This is a genomic window from Leptolyngbya sp. DQ-M1 (assembly GCF_039962505.1).
Taxonomy (GTDB): domain Bacteria; phylum Cyanobacteriota; class Cyanobacteriia; order Leptolyngbyales; family Leptolyngbyaceae; genus Leptolyngbya.
Genome location: NZ_JAMPLJ010000012.1, coordinates 25,223 through 50,458, shown reverse-complemented (window position 1 = coordinate 50,458; position 25,236 = coordinate 25,223). Strand labels below are relative to the sequence as shown.

Sequence of the window (25,236 nt, the reverse complement as noted above, 5' to 3'; positions counted from 1 at the left end):
GATTCTGCCATTTTTGACCGTGTGTTTTGGCTCGCAACTGGGACAGGAAAGCATGACAGCGAGAAAAACCTAAACATCGCTTATCATTCTATCCTTACTTGTTTAGGACTACCCGCAATGTTAATTGGAGCGAGTAAGCATTTGAGATCGCGATCGCAACTGCTGTCGTTCTATTTGGCTTAAACTCTGGCGCAGCACTGGCAACAGTGGTAGGTGTCTCGATTGAAGTTCCGGTGATGCTAATGCGGGTCGCAGTCTATAAACGGACAGCAGCCTGATTTCCCCGTGAACCCGAAAAAGCGACCCTGCCCCATCTGCGCTGTGTTGGGTCACGCCGCTAGATATGAGACTTCGATTTTGGCGAATCTCGGTCTAGACGTGGTGTACTACTGTTCAACTCCTTGATTGCAGAATCGTTGAATAGGAGCGCAGGAGATTGCAATTGAGCGAGCGGAGCCTGATTTGTTTTTGTGTTGCTTGCGAGTCGATGCGGACAAACTCGTTGCACATAAGCTAAAGCTTTTGGATAGCGGGTATGGTGGATCGATCGCGCTCCATCGATGCCCCACGCTGCTTCAAAACTCATCCCAGGGACTCCATTCCGTTTTTGAATTCCTAAGCGATCGTAGATATCAATTCGCGTTCCATCCTGGGTGTGCGTTGTTCCATCGCCACAGTAATCGGCACGAATCATCCGTACACAAGCTTGATGATACTCTTTGAGCGATTGCCCTTTGATCGTTTGCCAAGGTCTATAGCCTAAGCGAACACACTTTGCTAATGCACCACTTAGGCAGCTAAACGTGATGCGGTTTTCGTTCCCTTGGTAAGTGCCGCTGCGATCCCAGGTTCCTCGAAGTGCAATTGCTTTCGCCGCAAAGTGATCCGTGGCTCGACAGTAGTTTTGCCAAGCCTGGTTTTTGGTTTGATAGAACACGGTGTAAAGGTAAGTTTCTTGCTGTGGATCTTGCGGATCGAGTTCAATACTGCGAATTTGAAACTTCAAGCGATGTCCTTGGGCATCGAAGCCAACGATCGTACTTCCCGGTGCTAGAGCATTGATCGAGGCGGCAGGGTTCGGTTGAGATTTAGCAAAATCAACAATGCCAATGTTAATCGCGATCGACAAACAAAACAGAGAGCTAAACCAAGATTGAAGCATAAGCTAGAACTGCATAAAGCGATTCAGAAGCCCATCCCTAGAATGAATCAAGGGATGGGATTGAGTGATGAGTGTTAAGCCTCAAGCAAATCGCCTGAGACTGAAAACTAGAGGTTAGTCATTTACGGTCGCGTTATCCTGATTCACCGTCTCCTGAGCCTCAAATTGAAGAGACGGCTCGGCATGATCGACAGTAGAACCATCCAATGATGTACCGTTTAGGTTAGAACCATAAAAGTCTGAACTAGCAGGATCTTCAGGTTGAAGAGATGATTCGACACGATCGACAGTAGAACCATCTACCGATGTACCGTTCAAAACGACTCCATAAAAGTCTGAACTAGCAGGATCTTCAGGTTGAAGAGACAGCTGGGCACGATCGACAGTAGAACCATCTACTGATGTACCGTTCAGAGTGACTCCGGCTTTTGCGATCGATGCAAAAGACAAAACACCCAGAGTTGTCAGGATAGCAACAGTGCAGAATTGACGCTTCATAATTGTCCTCTTGTTGTGGTCATAAAGTTGAGATTTAGCGAAGCTTGAATGTAAGCTGTTCGCTTGATGTTTCTCAAGATAGAGAATAATCGGGGAGAACTAGAGGAGAAAAACTAATTTATGCCTGCTCGATTGTTGCGTTCTTGTAAGAATGCTTTAAGACGCGGGATGACCTACCTTACAATCACTTTAGGGTTAGGTGAGCGATAGGTATGAGGGTTTTAGTAGTTGAAGATGATTTGATCGTGACAGATGCGATTATACGATCGCTGAGCGAACACCATTACGCAGTAGACACAGCAGAGGACGGCGCGATTGGGTGGGAATGCGTTGAGAGCACAACTTATGACCTGATCCTGATTGATGTAGGATTGCCTAAATTGGATGGGATCACGCTCTGCCAGAGAATTCGCGATCGCGGTTGTGGAACCCCAATCTTATTGATGACCGCCAAAGATGACAGCACCTATCGGATTCGAGGCTTAGACTCAGGAGCAGATGACTATTTAGCAAAGCCATTCGACTTGGGAGAGCTTCAAGCCCGAGTTAGAGCCTTGTTGAGACGGGGAACGGTAGCAGCAAGCCCAGTTTTGACCATTGGAAAATTACAGCTCGATCCGCGATCGTGCCAAGTCACCTATGCTGAGAAACTACTGCCGCTGACACCGAAAGAGTATAGTTTGCTCGAATTGTTTCTACGCCATCCTAGTCGCGTTTTTAGCTGTGGAGACATCATCGAGCATCTTTGGACGTTTGACGATCCGCCTCAGGAAGAGAGCGTCAAATCTCACATTAAAGGATTGCGGCAGAAGCTAAAAGCAGGCGGTGCAGTCGATTGGATTGAGAACGTGTATGGGTTAGGATATCGATTGCGCGAAGGCATTGAAGCCAATCAGGAACAATCCGCACAGTCCTATGACAATCAGGTTGCACAGCTTTGGGAGCAGTATCGTGGGTTAATGGCAGAACGATTTGCGGTGCTGCAACAATCGGCCCATACTTACCCCTTACCAATTGAACTGCGAGAAGCAGCAGAACGCGCTGCTCATAAATTAGCGGGGGTTTTAGGGATGTTCGATCGAGATGAAGGAACACAGATTGCTCGACAGCTTGAAAAACAGTTTGAAGGACAAGCCGAATTACCAGCGGAAGAAGTGCGATCGCTGGTTCGACGCTTGGGTGATATTCTGAATCTTTCGGCTCCGGTCGAAACGAGTGGAAGCCCCCTAAATCTTCCAAAAATAGATGAGTTTGAATCTGAAGTCCCCCGCGATGGGAAAGATTCTAAATCATCTCTCCGCTCTTGGACGGTTCTGGCAGTCGATGATGATCCGATCGTTCTTGCCACCTTGAAACAGCTTCTTGAACCTTGGGGAATGTGCTTAACAGGAATCGATAATCCACTGCAATTTTGGACGGTTTTATCAGCGATCAATCCCGATCTGCTGATTCTGGATGTCGAAATGCCGCAGATGAATGGGGTTGCACTTTGTCAGGCGATTCGAGCAAATCCAGCTTGGCAAAGTTTACCGATCGTCTTTCTCACTGCTCATCAAGATACTGCAACCGTTCAACAAATCTTTGCAGCCGGAGCCGATGACTATGTTGTCAAACCGATTGTTGGGCAAGAATTACTTTCACGGCTCACCCAACGGTTAGAACGATTGCGACTGCTACAAACACTGAGCACCAAAGATTCGATTACCGGACTGGCAAATCAGTTTTATTCGAGTCAAGCGATCGAAGCTCAATTCCGCAACCATCAAACAACTTACCTTGCAATTCTCTACATTCCCATGCTAAGACAAATCAACATTCAGCAGGGACACACGATTGGAAATCAGATTCTCAAGCAAACTGGGCAATGCTTGCAAGCTAGTTTTTGTAACGGCGAAATTCTCGGCTATTGGAGAAACGGTGAATTTATAATTGCCAGTTCTCAAACCACAAAAGCAAAATTTCAGGAGCAATTATCAGAAGTCATCGCAATGCTGCAACGACAACCGTTTGAAGCTCCGAATCTGATTTATCGTTCTGCCGTAGTGAACTATCCAACCGATGGACTCACGCTACGATCGCTCTATCAAACTGCAAGTCTCTGCTTAGAAGGATCAATTCATGAGTGAAGCACTAACCCCTCAAGCTCAACACCTGCAACGTGAAGACTTAATTACGGTTTTAGAAACCGCTGTGGATTTAATTGGTATTGCTGACGCAACAGGACGCACTCTCTATTTCAACCAGGCTGCACGTCGAGTATTAGGATTTGGGGATACCGAAGACTTATCGCAAAAAACTATTTCAGAATATCATCCGCCCGAAGTCGCTAAAGTTTTGTTGGAAGAAGCTTTTCCGATCGCGCTTCGAGACGGAATCTGGACTGGAGAAACAGTTCTTCTCACACGAGATCAACGAGAAATTTCAGCTTCTCAAATCATTGTCACGCACAAAAATCCAGATGGATCGCTCAAATTTGTCTCCACGATTTTGCGAGATATCACCGAGCAGAAAGCCATTGAAGAACAACTGCGTCGTAGTAATGCTCTACTGAAAGCACAACAAGAAGCGTCGATCGATGGCATCTTGGTGGCAGATGAACATCGCAATATCGTGGACTACAATCAAAAGTTTTGCGAAATCTGGCGACTGCCTCAGATTTTACCAACTCAAAATTCTCGGCAGGTTGCCGAAATGGTTGCAAATCAGCTTGAAGACTCAGACGCTTTTTTAGCACGCATCGAAGCGCTTTATCAAAACTTAGACGAAGTTCTTTACGATGAGCTTTCGTTGAAAGATGGGCGGACGATCGAACGTCACAGCAAGGCCGTCAAATCTTCTACTGGTGAGTACTATGGGCGCATTACCTTCTTTCGAGATATTAGCGATCGCAAGCAAACCGAGGCGGCTTTGCAACGCAGCGAACAGCACTTTCGCAACATTGTAGAAAACGCAAATGATATTTTATTTGTCAATACACCAGAGGGAATTTTTAGCTACGTTTCGCCAAACGTCATCAACGTCATGGGCTACTTGCCTGAAGAAATGATTGGGAAACCATTCCCTCAATTTCTGCATCCTGACGATGCTGAACTGTGTTTTAAGCTGAACCAACAGATGGTCGAGACCCGTGAACCGCAAGCCGGGATTGAATGTCGATCTCTTTACAAAGACGGCAGTTACCGATGGCAAGTCGTCAACGTTGCACCGACTCTTGGAGTGGACGGAGAATTACAAATCATTGGCGTCGCGCGAGACATTCACGATCGTAAATTAACCGAAGAAGCCTTGCGTCTGAGTGAAGCGCGATATCGGGCTTTTGTGACGGCAACGGCTCAAGCTGTTTGGATGACCAACGCGGTCGGAGAAGTGGTCGAAGATATTCCGCTTTGGTGTGCGTTAACTGGACGCAGCCAAGCCAGCGCAAATGGATGGGGATGGCTCGAGAGCATTCACCCAGACGATCGAGCAACGACCGCAGAAGTTTGGCTAGAAGCAGTTCGCTCTGGGAAAGTTTACGAAGTAGAGCAACGCATTCAAGTGGCATCCGGCGAGTATCGATTGTTTTCAGTTCGGGGCGTGCCCATCCTCGATGAGCAAGGCAACATTCAAGAATGGATCGGAACGAAAACCGATATCACGGAACAAAAACAAGCTGAAGCAATATTGCTTCAGCAGAATGGGCTGTTGCAAGCTCAACAACAAGCCTTACAGGAGAAAGAAGCACAATATCGCACGATCTTTGAGGCAATTACTGATGCCTTGTTCATCCTGGATCTTGACACAATCACTGTAGTCGAAGTGAACCCTGCTACTTGCCAAATGCATGGGTACTCATACGAGGAATTTTTAACGTTACATCCATCGGAGTATATTCATCCAGACAGCATATCGGTATTTCATAGCTTTCTCGAAGCAATGACCTTAAAGCAGCCGTTCTGTGGTGAAGCAGTTGATGTTCGCAAGGATGGCAGCCTGGTTGATGTTGAAGTTAAAGGAACCACCTGTTTTTACAATGGAAAACCGCATGTTTTAGCGATGGTGCGAGATATTAGCGATCGTAAAGGTGCCGAAAGAGCGCTGCAACGTCGAGCGAGGTTAGATCATTTACTCAGCTATCTTTCTCGGCAGTTTATTGACCAGGATGCAGAAACCGCGATTCATCTTGCTTTAGAATCGATCGCGCGTCATATTGGCGCAGAACGAGGCACAATCTTCGAGTACAACGCTGACCAGACGAGATGCCAATTAGTGTACGAATGGTGTGGTGATGGAATTACGCCGCTCACTCCCGAAGCAAGAGTGTCGAGCGTGCCTGAGCATCCACATTTGCATCAGCACTTTTTATCGGGACAAGCCTTGCATACGGTTGGTGTTCAGACGATGCCAGAAACACCAGAGCGAGAGCTATTTACCCGTCAGTCGATTCAATCGGTGCTGGGAGTTCCTGTGATCTATCGAGGGCAGGTGACTGGCTTTTTGGGAATAGACACGGTTCATTTTCAGAAAGATTGGAGCCAGGAAGATATCAACTGTCTTAAGCTTGTGAGCGAACTGATTGCGATCGGACGAGCAAGACACAAGGCTGAAACCGATTTACGCATTGCTAAGGAAGCGGCTGAGGCAGCAAATCTAGCAAAGAGTACATTCTTAGCTAACATGAGCCATGAGTTACGCACACCCTTGAATGCAATTCTAGGCTTTTCGCAATTGATCGAACGCGATGCTACTCTTCCTGATCGCCAACGCGATTCTCTTGCCATTATCAATCGCAGTGGTGAACACTTGCTGAATTTAATCAATGATGTGTTAGAGATGTCAAAGATCGAAGCAGGACGAACGACTTTGAATGTGGTTTCTTTTGATCTGCATCATCTTTTACAGACGATACAAGAGATGTTCTTGATTCGAGCGAAAGCAAAGAAACTCGCGCTGAACTTTGCGATCGCGCCCAATCTGCCTCAGTACATTCAAACCGATGAAAACAAACTGCGCCAAGTCCTAATTAATTTGCTGAGCAATGCCCTGAAATTTACAGACAGTGGCAGCATTACGCTAGAAGCTACCGTGCAGTCAGAATTAACGCTGCAATTCAAAGTTCAAGATACGGGACAGGGAATTGCTCCAGAAGAATTCGAGCAGCTATTTCGCCCATTTATCCAAACCAGTAGCGGTTCTCAACTACGAGAAGGCACAGGGCTTGGGTTAACCATTAGTCGGCGATTTGTGCGATTGATGGGCGGAGAGATGCACATTGAATCAACTGTGGGACAAGGATCAACGTTTTCCTTTGAAATTCAAATTGAGATCGCGAATCCAGCAGAAGTTGCACCTACCTCGACTTCAAAGCGAGTGCTGCAACTAGCACCAGAGCAACCCCGATATCGAATTTTAGTTGTTGACGATCGCTCTGAGAATCGAGATTTCGTCGAGCAATTGTTAACAATGGTGGGATTTGAAACCCAATCAGCCGTGAATGGAGAAGATGCGATCGCACAATGGCAGCAATGGCAACCTCACCTGATTTTGATGGATATGCGAATGCCGATCGTGAATGGCTATGAGGCAACTCGGCAAATCCGGGTGCTTGAATCGGCTCAAACTCGACCCAAGATTCTGGCATTAACCGCCAGTGCCTTTGAAGAACAACGCGCTTCAGTTCTGGCGGCTGGCTGCGATGATTTTCTAGCAAAACCCTTTCGAGAAGCTCACTTATTTGAGAAACTCGCGAAGCATCTTGGGGTGAACTATCTGTATGAAGAAGAGAACGAACATCCGATTGATTCATCGCCTGAGTTAACGTTAACTCGTGTAATGCTTGCGACAATGCCTCAAGATTGGATTGCACAACTGCATCAAGCCTCGCTTGCTGTCGATGCTGACCGAATCCTGCAATTGGTTCAGCAAATCCCAGAGACGAATCAACGAGTTGCGATCGCCCTAACGGAGTTAGTTCAAAAGTTTTGTTTTGACGAAATTACTGAGCTTTCTCAATAAACTATCTCGATCGCAACCATCCAGCCGATGTTCCTCCTAGCGAGATTCAGCACGATAAACTGTTTCAACAGTTTTGTCGTAAAGTTGATTGATTTGTTGAAAGAGTGGATTGCTAGGATCGATCGCGGATTTGCAATCTGAAATTTCTTCAACGGTCTGTTTAATAAGGAAGCGGTACAACGTTAAGGATCTTTAATCGGTTCAGCCTTGGTGCTTTGAATCAGAGAGAGTGCTGTGACGGACTGAATCGAGGTTGAAACTACACCGCCGAAGAGTAGCAAACTGATAGTTGCTCAAAGGAAAAGAGAAGCATTCATAATGATTGAATCTGTGGCGATGGATTCAGTGTAGCGATCGCACTCCGATTCATTCGGCTAATACCAGATTGATTTGTGGATGCGACAGATTCTCGCCCCCTAAATCCCCCAGAATGGGGGACTTTGAGTATGATCTGTCGCATTCTATGTTTAATTCGGTATAAGTTGCAGAAATTGCAACATCGACCTAAAAAATGAATGCTAGAACACCGTCCTAGCATTCATGTCTATGCTGCACAGGTTTAAACGTAAGGGTTAAGCACTCCGCCAGCGACGAGCGAATTCAGTTAAAGTAGCCGTCGAAATTTGGGTTTGCAGCCAATCTAAAGCGCGGGTTTGATGCGGCTTTTCAGTCGGATTGTAAGCATCGAACATCTTCCACAAGTAGCGTTGATCGACTAACTTTCTGAGAGTTGCCCAGGTGAGGTTGCCCACAATGCCATCTGCGGTTAAAGCATTGTTACGTTGGAACTGGATCACGGCTGCCTGTGTTTTCGCACCAAAACTACCATCGACAAGCAGCTTCGCTCCGGTTTTATTTAATAATTGTTGCAGATCGTAGACGGCTGCACCTGTGCTATTGAGTCGCAGCACTGGATCAGGAGAAACGGCTTGATTTTCCCACCGTTGAGTGAAAGCGCGAAAAGTCGGATAAGATAGTTGGGTTTCTAACCAGTTGACAGCTCCGGATTGATGCTGGTATTTGAACGGCTCGAAATAGCGGCAAACTGCTTTGAGATCGATCGCAGAGGCTTGTAAGTTCACTTGAGTTGATTCCATGATTTGCTTCCTTGGTGTTGTACACCGGATAGTTGAGTGAATGTGAAAGGACAATAGCGGCTACTTGAGCCAGGACAACGATCGCACAATCTTCGTTGCTTCATTTGGCGTAATCGTATTGCGGCACTGAGCAGATGCACCTTTGTAATAAGACTTCTGCACTATTTCAGCTCCGCTAATGCGATAGAACGGACTCACTCCCGCCCAATCTGTTAATAAATTGGGCTGTGGCGAGTTAAGCTGCTGCGATGAGGGCATTTTGAATTCGCCATTTTGCTGACCAAACAAGAGTGAAGTTTCACCAAATAATTGAGTATTGATTTTGACTTCATATTCGGCTGGAACCCCACCGATACCACCACCGGTGGCTTCGATCGCAAAACAGCGATCTTGTTGCGCGTTACGATAAACAATGCCGTATTGCGGCCCAAATCGACACGTGCCTTTATCCGAACGAGGTGCATTGGCAGGGCAAGGTTTAACCTCGACTTTGCTAACGGTGTAACCCGCAGGGATGAAGCTGGGGACTGCGATCGCGATTCCTAATGACTTCAATGAGGCTTGCTGCTTCGGGGTTAGGCTTCCTGATTGATTCGCAGGCTGACCGAAAGCAATCCCCACGCCCGGAGAAATTTGATCAGCGACGATCGCAGTTCCATTCACGATGGTTCCGGGTGCAACTTCTGGAGCCGTCGAAGGATTACTCGGATAAGCTGAACCATCAAATTTCAAGCTGTGGTAGCTTGGCTTTCCACCCCCGCCTCCGACAAACAGCACGATATCCCGCCAACCTTTCGTTTTTTGGGTGCTAACGACGATCGGGTTATTGACGATCGTATGTCGTGAAATCAGGCTGTAACCCTGTCCCGTTGTTCTGAAAATCAGCATCGTACAGCCACCCGTGCCACAAGTTGTTGATCCAACGAGATATACGATCTTTTCATTGCGTCCATCACCATCTAAGTCGATCGAGTTGTAAAGATAGCGAATAGTCGTAACATCTCCGCTTAGCTCTCGACGAATGGCTTCTTCTAACCCTGGGTGGGATTGAGTTTCTGAAAATTTATAGTTCAACGCTCGAAAGCGAATTCCATTGACGTTTGGCAGAGCTTGCATCGGTCGATTTAAGCGCTGTGCAACCTTAAGCGCATGATTGCCTTCAGAAAGTTGCGCTTGTGCTAAAGCAGGAATTTTTGGAGATTCATTCAAGCCTAAACCAAGCGCAACGGTAAACGACATCAGAAAGCGGTATAGTTTCATAGCGATTTTTAAGAGAGTGCAGAAGGCTTACCGTTTTACTGCTTCAATGATGCTAAGCATTGAGGGTGTTGGGATTACGCGCGTAAGTTCAAAGCCGTTTGATCGTAACAACGATCGATACTCTGCTTCAGTGCGTTCCCGTCCGCCCGTCATCAACAGCATAATCACGTCAATGAGTTTTACTGGAGCAGGTTCATTTCCGGGTGGAATAATGCCTTCAACCAGCAGCAGCTTGCTCTGATCGCTCATCGCGCGATGACAATTTCTCAGAATGATCGAGGACTTTTCATCGTCCCAATCATGAATAATCCATCGCATCAGGTAAGCATCGCCCCCCGTTGGCACAGACTCAAAGAAGTTTCCGGCAACGGGTTGAATATTCTCATCTACACTGACAGTCGCAATGATTTCGGACAGATCAAATAAGATGCCTTTGAGGTGAGGATGTGAGCGCAAAATTGCCGAAATCAAACTTCCTTGCGCTCCACCCACATCGACGATCGTTCTAAATTCAGAAAAGTCATAGCTTGCAGCGACCGCTTCGGCGATCGCAGTCCCCATACTGGTCATCGATTGCGAGAATACCTTCCCCGCCTCAGGATGTTGAGCATAGTAATCCCAGACCGGCATTCCTGCTGCGGCATCAAACGCAACCTCGCCCGTTTTCAGGCTGTGCAACCCGTTGCTCCAGCCTAAAGAATGGTCATCTCCCATCTGTGCCATTGCAGCATATCGCATTGAGCCAGGACTATCGCTCTTGAGTGTTGCACCCAACGGAGTCAGTGCAAAACATTGATCCGAAACTTCGGTAAAGATGCCGACACTGCCCAAGGCGCGTAGGAGTCGGTAGAGCGATCGCGGATCAGTCTGTGTTCCTGCTGCAAGTTGAGCAATCGTTTTCGGCTGATCATCAAACAAATCCGCAACGCCTAACTTTGCAGCAAGATGAATCGATCGAGCAACCCAAAAGCCACCGATCAAACTCAGCATTGTCTCTTGCGGAGCAACTTCTACTCTTTCCATCGTCATCATGATTCTTTTCGCTCCAGTTAATTCCTAAGCTTCAACAAGTTGGGACGCAGCCTGATTCAGAAATGCCTCATAGCTAGCAGCTTGAGCAAATTGCAGGTATTCCTTTGCCATTTCGGGGGTGAGCAATTCGAGCATGAATTTGTTCTCTACCCAAAATTCCATCACTTTAAAGGGACCGCGATCGCACAATCGCACTAGCCATCCTTCGCGATCGGCGATTTGTGTAATCTGTACTTGCGAGACCGAGACCGAAAGTGCAGCATGAACAGACGTAAAGGTTTGAGCAATTCCTGAAGAAAAGCCAACTTGTTCTGACTCGGGAGTCAACTGAGTATCAGCCGGATAAAGCTCGATTCCGGTTCCAAAGCCATCATCGACGATTACGATATAGCTTCCTTCATGGGGAGGAAAGGGAAAACAACGACCCTGCAATACTTCTGCTAGAACATTAGCAACGTGCAACGGATGGTTAACGGCGATTGAAATGTGATGAAACATAGTGACCTCTAATTCCTGGTTGGTTGATGTCCCTTACAGTAGGCAACGATCGAGGAGAAGTCGGGGAATTTTCAACTCGTTTCGTTCATGAATCGGGGAAATCCGTTTTTTTGCTGAGATTACTTTAGAGACTGGTGATCTCACCTTAAGATCTAGTGAGAGTTCCAATGAAATTCTGCAATGCCTGAGCCTACACCAAAAGCCGACATTCTAGTCATTGACGATACGCCGGAAAATCTCAATCTGTTATCAACCCTGCTGATTGAACACGGCTACAAGGTTCGCAGCGTTACGAAGGGTTCGACGGGCATTCGAGGCGCTCAAGTAATGCCGCCGGATTTGATCCTGCTCGATGTGAATATGCCGCAGATGAGCGGATACGAAGTTTGCCAACACCTGAAAGCCGACGATCGTACCCGTGATATTCCCATCATTTTTATCAGTGCTTTAGAAGCCGTGAGCGACAAAGTAAAGGCGTTTCAAGCAGGCGGTGTCGATTACATTACAAAACCGTTTCAGATCGAAGAAGTCTTGGCTCGAATTGAAACCCATCTCACATTGAGACGACTTCAGAATCAACTGCAATCTCAAAACGAACAACTTCAGCAAGAAATTCGCGAACGCTTGCGCGTCGAAGACGAACGCAAACACGCAGAGGAAAAATTTGCCACCATTTTTCAACAAAGCCCTAATCCGATCGCGATCGTGACCGTTCCTGAAGGGCAATTAATTGAAGTAAATCCTAGCTTTCTCAGCATTAGTGGTTACACACGAGATCAAGTCATCGGCAGTTCGATTACAAAGCTACATTTAGGTCACGATTCAGCCACTTTTCTGCGTCGTCTTCAAACCACAGAAACCTTTCATAACTTAGAATTTGAACTGCTTACCCACTCCGGCAATGTTAAAAGTATTTTGCTATCCTTCGATCGCATTGAACTAAACGGAACAACTTGCGCTTTACTGATTGCAAACGACATCACCGAGCGTAAACGTCTCGAAAATGAATTTATTTCCTTAGTCAGCCATGAGCTACGCACTCCTTTAACCTCAATGATGGGAGCGCTTGATTTACTCAGTAGTGGGCAGTTAGGCAGCTTGACTGAGCAAGGGCAGCAAGTTCTCAGTATTGGCATAAAAAATGCAGAACGCTTGATCCGGTTAATTAATGACATTCTCGACCTCGAACGGATTCGCTCTGGCAAAATCACGATGAATCGGCGATCGTGCAATCTCGCTGACTTGATGACTCAGGCAACTGAAGAAATGCAAGCAATGGCGGATCGCTCTGAGATTCAATTGAGTACAGAACCAATGTCGATTTTGCTCAATGCTGATCCCGATCGCATTGTGCAAACCTTGACCAATCTTCTGAGTAATGCAATTAAGTTCTCATCCGCCCAAACAACAGTTCAGATGCGGGCTTGCAGTTCAGATCACGCTTCAAGTGTCTGTATTAGTGTTTGCGACCAAGGGCGAGGCATTCCCTCCCACCAGATCCAGACTATCTTTGAGCGATTTCAGCAGGTAGATGCCTCGGATGCTCGTCAAAAAGGCGGAACCGGACTTGGACTTGCCATTTGTCGTAATATCATCGAGCAGCATGGGGGCAGAATTTGGGTAGAAAGCACCGAGAACCAAGGCAGCACATTCTATATTGAATTGCCACTCAACATTTAATTAATTCAACCGTGTTTCCCCGACTTCTCCCCGATTCAGCGATACCTTATAAGCATTAGGTTGTTAGAGGATTGCGATGCATAAGCAAATTTTGATTGTGGATGACGAAGAAGATGTGCGAGCGATCGCAACACTCGGTCTCCAAATGGGAGCGGGCTGGGAAGTTCTCACTGCTAGCTCCGGAGCACAAGGAATTGCGATCGCAGCTCAACATCACCCCGATGCAATTCTGCTCGATCTGATGATGCCGAATATGGACGGTCGCGCCACTTTACAGCACCTCAAGCAACAACCTGAAACTCAATCCATTCCTGTAATTCTAATGACCGCTAAAGTGCAAGCCTCGGAGCAGCACAATCTCTATGATTTAGACGTTGCAGCTATTTTTACGAAACCCTTTCGTCCGCTTACCCTTGCCCAACAGATTATTGATGCTTTGACTTGGCGCTAAGTCGTTTGAGTGCCTTCGCATACTAACAGCCCGGTTTCGGAATCAGTCCGAAACGACGGGCTTTGTCTGTTTAGCCCCAAATTTCAGTCATCACGACCCTAACCAATCACCCCGATTTCTCCCTGATCTAGCGCTAATCTGTCAGCATTTACTTTCTCAAGGAGTACTGTAATGAACCATGCTGACTTCATGCAAATTGCATTTCAAGCAAGCTCTTTATGGGAGCAATTCAATCATCATTGGGGGCAACCTCCCCTAGACCATCAAACTCAGCAGACCGATGCAATTTTACAACGGTGGTGTGAAACTGCCGCTCAAGGGAATTGGGAAAAGTTTGAGAAACGGTTAGCGTGGGATGGGTTAGACAGCGCAACTGTAAAGGCTGTTTTGGCAGCATCCACAGTCAATCCAAAGGACGAACCAGTAAGCCTCTTACCTAACTCCGGCTGGATAGAAACACTCCAGGCGATCGTCCGAATGGCTTTAGAACAAAGCTTGAACGATCGTAAAACCATCGCACTTCCTATAGAGCCAGAAAAACCGCTCCCGTTTGAAGATATTTTGCTCCCTGTTCTTTTAGCTGCTCGTCAAAAGCTATGGGCACAGATAAACCCAACCGCCATGCAGGTTCTATCCGAAGGTGCTTATCTTCAGATAGAACGCCAATTTTTGCAACAACTAATCGCACTTTGCACTCCTACCTTGGATGCTGAGTTTTCGCGCTTTCGTCCACTCGGACAGACCTTACTGAATCGATTCATCACGCCTCAAGAACAGCTCAGTACAACTTATTACCGTGCCTTTGTTGAAAAGCAGTTATCAGATGGACTGCTCACTCTGTTCCAAACCTACCCTGTTTTAGGGAGATTGATTGCGACAACGGTTGATTTTTGGGTGAGTGCGATCGCGGATTTTCTTCAGCACCTCAATACCGATTGGGCTGATTTGCAACATACCTTCGCAGATTCAGCACCCCTCAGACAAGTGACGCAAGTGGAATCGTCGCTTTCTGATGCCCACCATCAAATGCGAACAGTGATCGCGCTGACCTTTGATTCAGGATTAAAACTAATCTATAAACCGAGAGATCTAGGATTGGAAGTTGCCTATCAACACCTCCTCGCTTGGTGCAATGAACAGAGTGAATTACTTCCGTTCAGAGTGTTGCGCGTTCTCGATCGCACCACTCATGGTTGGGTCGAATATGTAGAGCAGTTACCGTGTCAGGACGAACTTGCTGCCCAGCGTTTTTATCAGCGATCGGGAATGTTGCTCTGTCTGCTCTATGTCTTACGAACGACCGATTGTCACTATGGTAATTTGATCGCGAGCGGAGAGCATCTCGTTTTAGTTGACATGGAAGCATTGATGCATCCTACTGCTGATCCCTTGGTTGAAAGCTGGAACTCAACCAATGCTCAGAATGGCAGTGATCAACGGTTTTGGGATTCGGTGCTGCGAACAGGACTTTTGCCTCAGTGGGAACTCAATAAGCAAAATCGAGTTGCCTTTGATATTAGCGGTTTGGGCAGTGTTGATCCTCAACAAGCACCACGAAAGATGCCTTGCTGGAAAGCAATTAATAGCGATGATATGCGGCTAGTATATGAATTCGTGACCTTGCCGCTAGAAGCAAATGTGCCAGTTTTAAATGGGACACCGCTCTCCCCTAACAATTATCTTCCCCAATTGCTCGAAGGGTTTGAGGAAATGTATCGTTTCTTGCTACAGCAACGCGCATCATTGCTGGATAGTGATTCGCCTTTAAGCAACTTAAAGCACCAACGGGTAAGATTTGTCTTCCGTGCGACTCAAATTTACGATGCGATTAAGCAAAAGTCGCTATCTCCTCAGTTTCTCCGCAACGGCATCGATCGTAGTATTGAACTAGATGTTCTTAGCCGTGCTTTTTTAGTATCACCGACTAAGCCAAAAGCATGGGCGATTCTACAGGCAGAACGGAAATCATTAGAACAGCTTGATATTCCCCATTTTGAAGTAAGAGCAGAAGACGTTGCGTTAATGTCGGGTTCGCAAACTGTTGTAGAACAATACTTTCAGCATTCTAGCTTTAGCGAGGTAGAAGCGCAGCTTCAGCAACTGAGTGAGGGTGATCTAGCGCGGCAAGTAACATTGATTCGGGGTGCCTTTTGTGCGCGAATTGCCCGTGTTCCAAACCGCGATCGCACGTCTCCGATCCAGACGATCAACAATATTGCATCTCCTACGGCTGAATTGTTTTTACGCGAGGCAGAAGCGATCGCAGCGGAAATCGAGAATGCTGCGCTGCTCGAACCAGATGGCAGTGCCAGTTGGATTGCCCTAACCTATTTGCCTGAAGTCGAGCGATTCCAGTTCCGTCCTCTGGGAGACACACTGTACGATGGCAGGAGCGGAATTGCCTTATTTTTGGCGGCAATGAGTATGATAACAGGACGATCGCGGTATCGTTCCTTGGCACTCAGCGCACTAGGATCTCTGCGATCGTGGATGCATCATTCCGATATTGAGCTTTCTCAAAAAGTCGCAAACAGCTTGGGAATCGGTGGCGCAACAGGTTTAGGGTCTTTGATCTACGCCTTAGTTCGGATCAATCAATTCTTGCAAGAACCGACGCTGTTAGAAGATGCAGAGCGGATTGCGCGCTATATCACTCCAGAACTGATCGCAACAGATCATCAACTAGACATTCTTGGAGGTGCGGCGGGTGCAATTTTGGGATTGCTCACACTATACGAGGTCAGTAGCGATCCGAAAGTCTTAGCAGCAGCAGAATACTGTGGTCATCACCTCCTCACGCATCAAGTTAGCATCAATGACTTGCCTAAAAGCTGGAAAACAATTAGTGAAACACCGCTGACTGGCTTTTCTCATGGAGCAGCAGGCATCGCCTATGCTCTGCTAAGGCTTTATCGCGTCACCCGAAATCGCTGCTATTTTGAGGCTGCCCAAGAAGGGATAGCCTACGAGCGGCATCACTTCTCCGCACAGGTGAGAAATTGGGCAGATCTGCGGCACAAGCAGCCCAACTTCATGACGAGTTGGTGTCATGGCGCTCCAGGAATTGGATTGGCTCGGATGGGAAGCTTATTGATGCTAGAAACCGATTCAGAACGGAATGAGGCACAGCAAGAGATTAGAATTGCACTAGAAACGACAATGAACTATCCACAGGCGATCGATCATCTTTGCTGTGGCAATTTTGGTCGAGTTGAGGCACTATTGCTAGCTGAACAACTTGATGCCCGATCAGGCTGGAAAGAGAAAGCTAAGCAACAGGCAGCTTGGACAATCTCAAAATCAGAGCAAGCTGGCGGATATCAGCTATTTTTAGATTTGCCAACGATGTTTAATCCTGGTTTCTTCCAGGGAACGGCTGGGATTGGCTACCAGTTGTTGCGCTTAGCGAATCCAGAAGCATTGCCATCAGCGCTACTGTGGCACTGAACTCAACCAAGTAGCATTTCTTCAAATGACCCGAATAGCAAAGCTATTCGGGTTTTCTATTGCAGTAGTGCTTTCGGGGCTTATTGCCTCCCCCAGAACTACTCTTTTTAACTGAATTATCTCCTCTAGTTCTTCCCTTTCCTTCTCTATTGTTAAAAGCATCGAAGCCAAGAGGTTACGCAACAGACAAAAACCATCTGCAACTCAAACGTTTCGATATTCACTTACACACACATTCTGTACAAGGAGTTTCATCATGGCAAAGAGCCTAGAACAGTTCAATCAAGTTCTTCTGAACGACTCGACGATTCAAGAGCAACTGAAGGTTTCAATTGACCAAGCAGGGTTTGCAAAGCTGATGGTTAAGCTAGGAGCAGAAAAAGGCTATAGCTTCACCGCTGCTGATGTAGAAAAACAGATTTCTGCGGGTCAAGCGCTAGGAGTACGAGATCTCTGCAACGAGGAGTTAGAAGCAGTTGCCGGAGGACTGCAAGCTGCCTATACCGGAGGCTGTGATGGTCGGGGCTGGACAAGTTTGTTTGGTTGGTGCCGCGAAAACTAATTGATCGAAGATCGAGCAGTAGATATCCCTCGATCTTTCCTTTCTCCCCAAGAAGCTTGTTTATCTAATTGACTGACATACCCATTCTGTACAAGGAGTTTCATCATGGCAAAGAGCCTAGAACAATTCAATCAAGTTCTTCTGAACGACTCGACGATTCAAGAGCAACTAAAATTTACGGCTGATCAAGCAGGATTTGCAAAACTCATGGTTGAGCTAGGAGCGGAAAAAGGCTATAGCTTCACCACTGCTGATGTAGAAAAACAGATTTCTGCGGGTCAAACGGTAGAAGTGCGAGATCTCTGCAACGAAGAGTTAGAAGCAGTTGCCGGAGGATTGCAAGCTGCCTATACCGGAGGCTGTGATGGTCGGGGCTGGACAAGTTTGTTTGGTTGGTGCCGCGAAAACTAATCGATCGAAGATCGAGGGGTATCTACTCCTCGATCTCTTCCCAAGAAACCTGCCTATCTATTGGAGACTTAATCGAAGAGGATCTGACCTATGCCCTGCTCTATGGAAGACTATTTAAATGTTGTCGTTCCCTATCTCCCGTCGGAGTTGGTTTCTGCCTCAGCACTCTCTAATATTCGAGCATTATCCAAAGTGCTTCCACCCTTTTCCCTTGCGGGATTTGAGTCACGCTTAGGAACTGCCCAACCTGTTGTAGATCTATTAGTCAGATTTCCTCGATTGAAGTTGCCGCTACCGCAAGCGTTTCTAGCTCATTCTGCTTGGCGATCGCTGCACAATCTCTGTCAAGACTGGGTGCAACCCACCTCTGAACTCTACGATCAACTGCAACACATTTGGTTAGAATTTGACCTTGATCGGCCTGCTGCATCAGTTCCTATTCCCTGCCTATTTCTATCTCTCAGCGATACTGTTCAAGATGCGCGATCGCTCGTTAAGTTAGCTCACCGCCTTCCAGAACACACTATTTCCGCTAGCATTGCTGCAAATCTCACCCGATGCGCTCATGCCTTGCCCACTAATGCCCGAATTGAACATTTAGGAGCAATGTTATCTCGTCCCAACCAGGCAATTCGCGTTGTTGTAAGCGGAATTCGGCTCCAGCAAATCCCAGAGTATCTTACCAAGATTGGCTGGCATGATTCCACAAACCGTTTGACAGCATTAATTTCAAATCTACTGGAACAAGTCGATTCTGTTGCAATCCTTGATCTCGATGTAGGTGAGCAAATCTTGCCAAAAATCGGCATTGAGTGTTTTAATCGTCAACCCTCGCCGCACCCTAGACAACAACAATTTCTAGACTATCTGGTTGGACAAGAACTATGCACCCCGGAGAAACAAGCTGCGATCGCACAATGGACTGGCCTCTCTCAAAACATTCCTCAAAACGATGCTGCACCCAGCAACCTCATGTGGGGAGATTTATTCTTGCGGGGTAAAGCACACAGCATTTTCTGGCGCAGCGTTAGCCATATTAAATTGAGCTATCACCCTGAACAGCCACTAGATGCCAAGGCATATCTTGCTTTTGGTCACAATTGGTTCGATGCTAGCGTCCCCCTCTCTGCCTGAGCTTCAATCTATGAAATACTACAACGTTCGTCAGCATAGCCAGGAAGACTGTGGAGCCGCTTGTCTTGCCTCGATCGCCAAAGCCTACGGTAAAACTTTCACTCTTGCACACGTGCGGGAAGCGGTTGGGACAGGACAGTTGGGAACAACGCTCTTGGGCTTAAAACGGGGTGCTGAAACGCTAGGATTCAAAGCACGAGCTGTTCAAGTCCAACCCGAATCGCTCCGCTCGATCGGAACATTCCCCTTGCCTGCGATCGTGCATTGGAAGGGGTATCATTGGGTGGTGCTGTACCAGCAGCGCGGCAAGCGATTTGTCATTGCCGATCCTGCGGTAGGCATTCGCTATCTTTCCCAATCCGAACTCAGATCGGGCTGGACTGATGGAGTGATGTTACTGCTAGAGCCAGATTTAGAACATTTCTTGGCGCAGTCCGATGATGCAACAGGGAGCTGGAATCGTTTTCTCAAAAATACTTGGGAACATCGCCAGTTGATTGCAACAGTGCTAGTGATGAATCTCTTTTTAGGTATTCTCTCGCTCTCAGCCCCGTTCCTGATACAGATTCTTACCGATGATGTGTTGATGCGAGGAGACCTGAAACTACTCGCGATCGTCGCGATCGCAGTCATTGTTCTCAACTGTATTAGCAGCAGTTTAGGATACATTCAGTCCTTGCTGATTGCTCACTTTACTCAGCGGCTAGAACTGGGGTTAGTGCTAGATTTTAGTCGGCAACTGTTGCGGTTACCTTTGCAGTATTTTGAAACTCGGCGGAGTGGAGAAATTGTGAGCCGCTTGCGCGATATTCAAGAGATTAATCAACTCGTGGGTCAAATTGTTGTGGGGTTGCCAAGCCAGTTATTTATTGCGATCGTCTCTCTGGGATTAATGTTGCTCTATAGTGCAAAACTGACGGCAGTTGCCTTGGGTCTTGCGGTAGTCATGATTCTTTCAACGGTGATGTTAGTTCCACTGTTACAGGAGAAAACGCGCAGTCTATTGGTGCTGGAAGCAGAAAATCAAGGGATTCTTGTCGAAACGTTCAAAGGGGCACTGACCCTGAGAACGCTCAATGCTGCTCCTCAATTTTGGGATGAATTGCAAAGCCGATTCGGGCGACTCGCAAATCTAACATTTCGGACACTTCAAATTGGAATAATTAATCGCGCACTCTCTGGTTTTGTCTCTGCTGTAAGTAGCATCATCTTACTCTGGTTTGGCAGTTCATTTGTAATTGCGAATGAACTAACTATTGGGCAACTCATTGCTTTTAATAGCATGAACACTAATTTCCTCGCATTTATTGCTGCATTGCTGGGAGTGATTCATGCTTTGGTTCAGGCACAAACAGGTGTGCAGCGCTTAACCGAAGTCATTGCAGCCACTCCTGAAGATTTTGATGCGTCTAAAAAACCTGCTGCAACGCTCTCGTCCACAGCAGATATTGTTTGTAGCCATCTCACATTTAACTATCCAGGTCGGCTAGAGCTATTAGAAGATTTCTCACTGACTATCCCAGGCGGGCAAACGATCGCGCTCATCGGCAAATCAGGCTGCGGCAAGAGTACGCTTGCAAAACTGATTGCCGGACTCTATCCAGTGCAATCGGGCAACTTACGCATCGGCTTATACAATCTGCAAGATCTATCGCTCGCCTGTGTGCGGCAACAGGTTGTTTTAGTGCCTCAAGATGCCCATTTCTGGAGTCGCTCCATCTTAGAAAATTTCCGCCTTGCGGCTCCTCAGGCGACCTTTGAGCAGATTGTGCAAGCTTGCCGCATTACCGAAGCCGATCAATTTATCAGTCAACTCCCGGATAAATACCAAACGGTGTTGGGTGAGTTTGGTGCCAATCTTTCTGGAGGGCAACGGCAACGACTCGCGATTGCACGCGCCTTGTTAAGTGATCCGCCGATTTTGATTCTAGATGAATCAACCTCTGGACTCGATCCAGTCAGTGAGTCGCAAGTATTAGATCGCCTCCTGCTGCATCGAACTGGCAAGACGACTATCTTAATTAGCCATCGTTCCAAGGTCATTGATCGCTCAACCTGGATTGTTTTTTTAGAGCAAGGCAAGCTCAAACTGCAAGGCTCACTCAATCGCTTGCGATCCACACCAGGCAGTCATCTAGAGTTTTTATCCTCTGCTGAAAAAAGTATTGAATTGATGAATGGAGTCCTCCGATGACCCAGGAACAATTAAATGAAAAATACAATGGGTTACGACCTGCTTACAGTGACGAATTTCTTCCTCCCATTGCACGATCGCTGAAGTTTGGTGCATTCATATTGCTGGGACTGTTGAGTGTTGCAATCGCTCTAGCAGCAACCGTTAAGTACAGCGTTGCGATCAAAGCTGAGGGAACAGTTGTGCAGCAGAAAACGCGGAGCGCAGGTCAGAGGCCCTCTTCTTTAAGAATCAAAGCTTATATTGCAGCCCAAGATCGCTATGGCGTGGCGGTGGGTCAGGCGGTACAACTGCGGGTGAATGCCTGTCCTTACTCCGACTATGGACTGCTAAAAGGAACAGTTCAGTCGCTATCCTCTGATGAAGTTTCGATTGCACCCCGCAATGCTGAAGAAACTGCTCAACCTAGCTACTTTGAAGTTACGATTCTACCGTCAGCAACTTCTTTGACGCGGCGCAACTCCGTCGAAGTTGTGCAAGCTGCTAGTCGAGCTTGTTCAATTCGATCAGGCATGAAGGTAAAAGCGAGCATTCTAGCCCGTGAGGAGACAATCTTAGAATATGTGATGCGTCGAAATGGGTGGTTCTGAATCTGGTATAGACTCAGAACCTACACCTCATTCTTACCCAACCAATACTTTCCAAAGCAACGCTCGATCGCTCCAGGCAGAGCGCATTAAATTCCAGCGAACTTCATGGGTGGTGTGACCGAATAAGTTCATCATCGTTTGCAACATTTCAGGCGTAGAAAGGGTATTTGCCAGAAAAGCGCTCCACTGAGATCGTGGCAACTGAAAGAAGGAAGCAAAGAAAGCCTGTAGCGTTTGCTCATCAAACCGCATCAGATTTTCTAAACCAAATAAATAGAGGGTGCGTTTACGCATCTCATCGCTTGACCACAGCGTTTGCCATGCAGATGTAGCAATTCTCGCGGGAGGATCGTTCAGATTTTCTACAGCGTGGGCGATCGTCTTCGCGACTCCCGGCGCACGTCGTAGCAGCGCACCCACCATGTACCCGGATGCAGGATGCACCATACTCGCTGCCCCACCGAACCCGATTACTGATTGTTCGAGAGACGGTAACGGCAAATTCATGGGAAACAGACAGTATTCAACGTGCTGTATCTCTTTCACCTGCACATCCCGAAAGGCAAGCCGCTTCTCTAACCGCTGCTGCAACACCTCAAACGTCACAGCAGGACTGTTTGCCAATGAAGTCTCTTCTACAAAAAAGACATCATTTCCTAGATCCATCGCATAAAGGAAGGTAGGAGGCGCTTTTCGTTCATCAGATGACAGGTGATCTGCCCGATAGTCCATCAAGACAAACTGCTGAGATTCGATCGGCGGCGAGGAGAATCTGCCGACGATGCCGTAGGCTGCCTGGTAAGCGATGCGGTCACTTTTGGGTCTTTTTAATAGGGCAGGTTTGTGCCCACTGGCATCAACCACAATTCTGGCGGATAAAGCAATTCCTTCTGGGGTTGTGACACAAGAGCGATCGGCGAAATGCTCCAGAGCGGCAGCAGTACCCTGATGCCAAATCATCTTGCCGCGATCGCAGCGCTCCAACCAGTAGTTTTGAAGTTTGACGTTATCGAATAAGCCATATTCTCGCCCAAGCGCGATTTTTTGTTGAGCTACATAAGCCACACTATTTTGCCAACGGTGACTCAAAAGATGCGTTAAGTTCATCGGCTCTAATTCATCGCACCAAATCCCATAGGTGTTTGACCACGCAACCGGAGGCGGGACGGGCGCTAAACCTGCAACGTTCAACCCTTCATCACAAAGCGCGGCAGCGATCGCCAGTCCTGCGGGCCCAGAGCCAATCACTAAAGCATCAAACACCAAAATTTAACCTCCACTTCCCGGAACAGGGCTACTTCAATATAATTCAAGCTTGCGATACTAAAACTGTGACGGCCGCCGCGCTTGCTTTCGCTCGCTCTCTAGCCTGCTCCACAGTATCGCCCAGCGCCAAAGCAACCCCCATCCGACGATTCCGATAGGCACGAGGCTTGCCGAACAGACGGACTTTACTGGTTGGGATCTGCAGTGCTTCGCTAATTCCGCTAAACCGGGGATTATCGCCCGCCGTATTGGCTAGAATCACAGCCGATGCCGCCGGTTGGATCAGGGTAATCTCGCCGATCGGAAGCCCAGTGATGGCTCGCACGTGCAACTCAAACTCAGACATATTCTGGCTTATCAGAGTCACCATCCCGGTATCGTGGGGGCGGGGACTGACTTCACTGAAGTAAACGGTTTGTGCTGTTTCGCTAGTTCCTTGAATGAAGAGTTCAACGCCAAAGAGGCCCCATCCTCCAAGGGCGGTCGTAATCTTCTCGGCAATCTCCTGACACCGTTCTAGAGTCTGGGGGTGCAGAGCACAGGGTTGCCAAGATTCTCGGTAGTCACCACCCACCTGAATATGACCAATGGGTGGACAGAAGTGAGTGCCAGAAGCCGAACGAACCGTCAGCAAGGTAATCTCGGTGTCAAAGGGGACAAATCCTTCGACAATGACTCGCCCGCCTTTGGTGCGTCCCCCGGCTTGGGCATACTCCCAAGCAGGTTGAATTTCTGCCTCAGTGCGGATGGTACTCTGACCTTTGCCGGAGGAACTCATAACAGGTTTAACGACACAGGGTAAGCCCAACTCTACGATTGCCTGCTGGTATTCGACTTCTGTTTCAGCAAAGCGATAGGGCGAGGTTTTCAGCCCTAGCTCCTCGGCGGCTAGACACCGAATCCCCTCTCGATTCATGGTGAGCTGAGTTGCCTTCGCGGTGGGAACGACTCGCCAGCCTTCCTGTTCTAGCTCAACTAGGGTCGCTGTAGCGATCGCCTCAACTTCCGGCACAATCAGCCCCGGTTTTTCCTGCTCAACAATTCGCCGCACTTGGGTTCCGTCCAGCATATTGATTACATGCGATCGGTGGGCGACCTGCATCGCGGGCGCATTTGCATAGGCATCGACCGCAATGACTTCTAACCCCAGACGCTGGGCTTCAATTGCAACTTCTTTGCCCAGTTCGCCGGAGCCAAGCAAGAGAAGCCGTTGAGCAGTGGGAGTCAGGGATGTACCCCAAGGCGACAGATCGGTCATGATGAAACACTGAAGAAGGTTTGCTTTCTCTTCATTATCTAGTAAAGGGGGAGGTCAGTGGACAATCGCCGCATACGGTTTGAGCAGAATTAGATCGGTGCTGAGGTTTGCTACGCTTTCCGAGCGCGATCGACCATGGCTGGAGACACTCTTAAATTGCAAGTTGTCAGGCTAATCTAAGAGATGAGACTGCCTTTTGTGAGACTGCCTTTTGTAGGCGAAATAGCGACTTAAATCTTTGCTCCTGATTATATAAATCACAATCATTGCGCTAAGAGCAGACAGGATCAAACTCCCAATTAGCAGAGCAGTAGAAAGCTTTGAACTCAGTGCCACCACCATTGCAATTAGAAGCACAACCAGCACACTACAAATTTCAATCAGCAACCACTTTGCCCATTTTCGTCCTTGTAGAACAAAGTACATCACGACAAGCGTAAATAAGATGCGACCAATCGCCCATCGATCCTTTGCCAGGATCACTAAGGCACCATCCAAAATGCAGAGCAGTACGAACATTACGAGTAATCGATTGCGAGCTTGCAGTGCAGGTTGATCAAGCTGGAGCATGGTTTTAGTAACAAAGTGAGGACATTGATCGTTACTGTACGACAGGATGAGTCTCCTGATCGTGCTGCCGATCAAAAATGATCCTTCAGGTGAGTAAAGCGATCGAAATAGCTCAAGTAAGGGATCATCTTG

Annotated in this window: 18 protein-coding genes and 1 pseudogene; 11 read left to right on the top strand and 8 right to left on the bottom strand. The window is 47.5% G+C overall.

The genetic code is table 11. The features are described 5' to 3' along the window. Nucleotides 1-111: 111 nt before the first annotated feature. Nucleotides 112-278: pseudogene (locus tag NC981_RS22905) on the top strand (arsenical-resistance protein); the annotation flags it as partial. Between the two features lie 59 nt (nt 279-337). Here NC981_RS22905 and NC981_RS22900 read toward each other — a convergent pair. After that, nucleotides 338-1,162, bottom strand: a complete 825-nt coding sequence (locus NC981_RS22900) for an ADYC domain-containing protein (RefSeq protein ID WP_348245013.1) — start codon at nt 1,160-1,162, stop codon at nt 338-340. 114 nt (nt 1,163-1,276) lie between these two features. After that, nucleotides 1,277-1,660 carry a hypothetical protein gene (locus NC981_RS22895; RefSeq protein ID WP_348245011.1) on the bottom strand — a complete coding sequence of 128 codons (384 nt, stop codon included), beginning with the start codon at nt 1,658-1,660 and terminating at the stop codon, nt 1,277-1,279. 212 nt (nt 1,661-1,872) lie between these two features. On the opposite strand from NC981_RS22895, the gene NC981_RS22890 reads away from it, so the two are divergent. Together NC981_RS22890 and NC981_RS22885 are read left to right on the top strand one after the other, a co-directional pair. Continuing rightward, on the top strand, nt 1,873-3,786 hold the full coding sequence (locus NC981_RS22890; protein ID WP_348245009.1) for a response regulator: 1,914 nt from the start codon (nt 1,873-1,875) through the stop codon (nt 3,784-3,786). After that, nucleotides 3,779-7,654: a PAS domain S-box protein gene (locus NC981_RS22885; RefSeq protein WP_348245007.1), complete on the top strand. Its 3,876-nt coding sequence runs from the start codon at nt 3,779-3,781 to the stop codon at nt 7,652-7,654. Before NC981_RS22890 ends, NC981_RS22885 begins: the two co-directional genes overlap by 8 nt. A 572-nt stretch (nt 7,655-8,226) precedes the next feature. On the opposite strand, the gene NC981_RS22880 is transcribed toward NC981_RS22885, so the two are convergent. Genes NC981_RS22880 through NC981_RS22865 form a run of 4 tightly spaced genes read right to left on the bottom strand, consistent with a single transcriptional unit; the run spans nt 8,227 to nt 11,541 of the window. Then, nucleotides 8,227-8,751, bottom strand: coding sequence for a peptidoglycan-binding protein (locus NC981_RS22880; RefSeq protein WP_190375326.1), 525 nt, complete (start codon nt 8,749-8,751; stop codon nt 8,227-8,229). A gap of 60 nt (nt 8,752-8,811) precedes the next feature. Further along, nucleotides 8,812-10,011, bottom strand: a complete 1,200-nt coding sequence (locus tag NC981_RS22875; protein WP_348245005.1) for a hypothetical protein — start codon at nt 10,009-10,011, stop codon at nt 8,812-8,814. Between the two features lie 27 nt (nt 10,012-10,038). Beyond that, complete coding sequence (locus NC981_RS22870; RefSeq protein ID WP_348245003.1) at nt 10,039-11,043, bottom strand: methyltransferase; 1,005 nt, start codon at nt 11,041-11,043, stop codon at nt 10,039-10,041. 24 nt (nt 11,044-11,067) lie between these two features. After that, entirely contained in the window at nt 11,068-11,541 is a 474-nt protein-coding gene (locus NC981_RS22865) for a hypothetical protein (protein WP_348245002.1), read from the bottom strand. A 180-nt stretch (nt 11,542-11,721) separates the two neighbouring features. Between NC981_RS22865 and NC981_RS22860 the strand changes: the two genes are divergently transcribed. The 8 genes from NC981_RS22860 to NC981_RS22825 all read left to right on the top strand — a co-directional run bounded on the left by NC981_RS22860 (nt 11,722) and on the right by NC981_RS22825 (nt 22,010). Beyond that, on the top strand, nt 11,722-13,221 hold the full coding sequence (locus NC981_RS22860) for an ATP-binding protein (protein WP_348245001.1): 1,500 nt from the start codon (nt 11,722-11,724) through the stop codon (nt 13,219-13,221). Nucleotides 13,222-13,297: 76 nt separating this feature from the next. Further along, nucleotides 13,298-13,672, top strand: coding sequence for a response regulator (locus tag NC981_RS22855; RefSeq protein WP_190375322.1), 375 nt, complete (start codon nt 13,298-13,300; stop codon nt 13,670-13,672). 171 nt (nt 13,673-13,843) lie between these two features. Continuing rightward, on the top strand, nt 13,844-17,119 hold the full coding sequence (locus tag NC981_RS22850; RefSeq protein ID WP_348245000.1) for a type 2 lanthipeptide synthetase LanM family protein: 3,276 nt from the start codon (nt 13,844-13,846) through the stop codon (nt 17,117-17,119). A gap of 256 nt (nt 17,120-17,375) precedes the next feature. Continuing rightward, on the top strand, nt 17,376-17,681 hold the full coding sequence (locus tag NC981_RS22845; protein ID WP_348244999.1) for a Nif11-like leader peptide family natural product precursor: 306 nt from the start codon (nt 17,376-17,378) through the stop codon (nt 17,679-17,681). A gap of 105 nt (nt 17,682-17,786) precedes the next feature. Next, nucleotides 17,787-18,092 carry a Nif11 family protein gene (locus NC981_RS22840; protein ID WP_190375319.1) on the top strand — a complete coding sequence of 102 codons (306 nt, stop codon included), beginning with the start codon at nt 17,787-17,789 and terminating at the stop codon, nt 18,090-18,092. Nucleotides 18,093-18,182: 90 nt separating this feature from the next. After that, nucleotides 18,183-19,226 carry a hypothetical protein gene (locus NC981_RS22835; protein ID WP_348244998.1) on the top strand — a complete coding sequence of 348 codons (1,044 nt, stop codon included), beginning with the start codon at nt 18,183-18,185 and terminating at the stop codon, nt 19,224-19,226. A 10-nt stretch (nt 19,227-19,236) separates the two neighbouring features. Continuing rightward, nucleotides 19,237-21,420, top strand: coding sequence for a peptidase domain-containing ABC transporter (locus tag NC981_RS22830; RefSeq protein WP_348244997.1), 2,184 nt, complete (start codon nt 19,237-19,239; stop codon nt 21,418-21,420). After that, the gene (locus NC981_RS22825) at nt 21,417-22,010 is read left to right on the top strand and encodes a hypothetical protein (RefSeq protein ID WP_348244996.1); all 594 of its coding nucleotides are present in this window, start codon (nt 21,417-21,419) and stop codon (nt 22,008-22,010) included. The genes NC981_RS22830 and NC981_RS22825 overlap by 4 nt, the downstream gene beginning before the upstream one ends. Before the next feature lie 33 nt (nt 22,011-22,043). Here NC981_RS22825 and crtL read toward each other — a convergent pair whose 3' ends face one another. Together crtL and purT are read right to left on the bottom strand one after the other, a co-directional pair. Then, nucleotides 22,044-23,273, bottom strand: a complete 1,230-nt coding sequence (gene crtL / locus NC981_RS22820; protein WP_348245017.1) for a lycopene beta cyclase — start codon at nt 23,271-23,273, stop codon at nt 22,044-22,046. Nucleotides 23,274-23,319: 46 nt separating this feature from the next. Next, a complete protein-coding gene (gene purT / locus NC981_RS22815; RefSeq protein WP_348244995.1) occupies nt 23,320-24,534 on the bottom strand; it encodes a formate-dependent phosphoribosylglycinamide formyltransferase in 1,215 nt (404 codons plus the stop codon). Between the last annotated feature and the right edge of the window lie 702 nt (nt 24,535-25,236).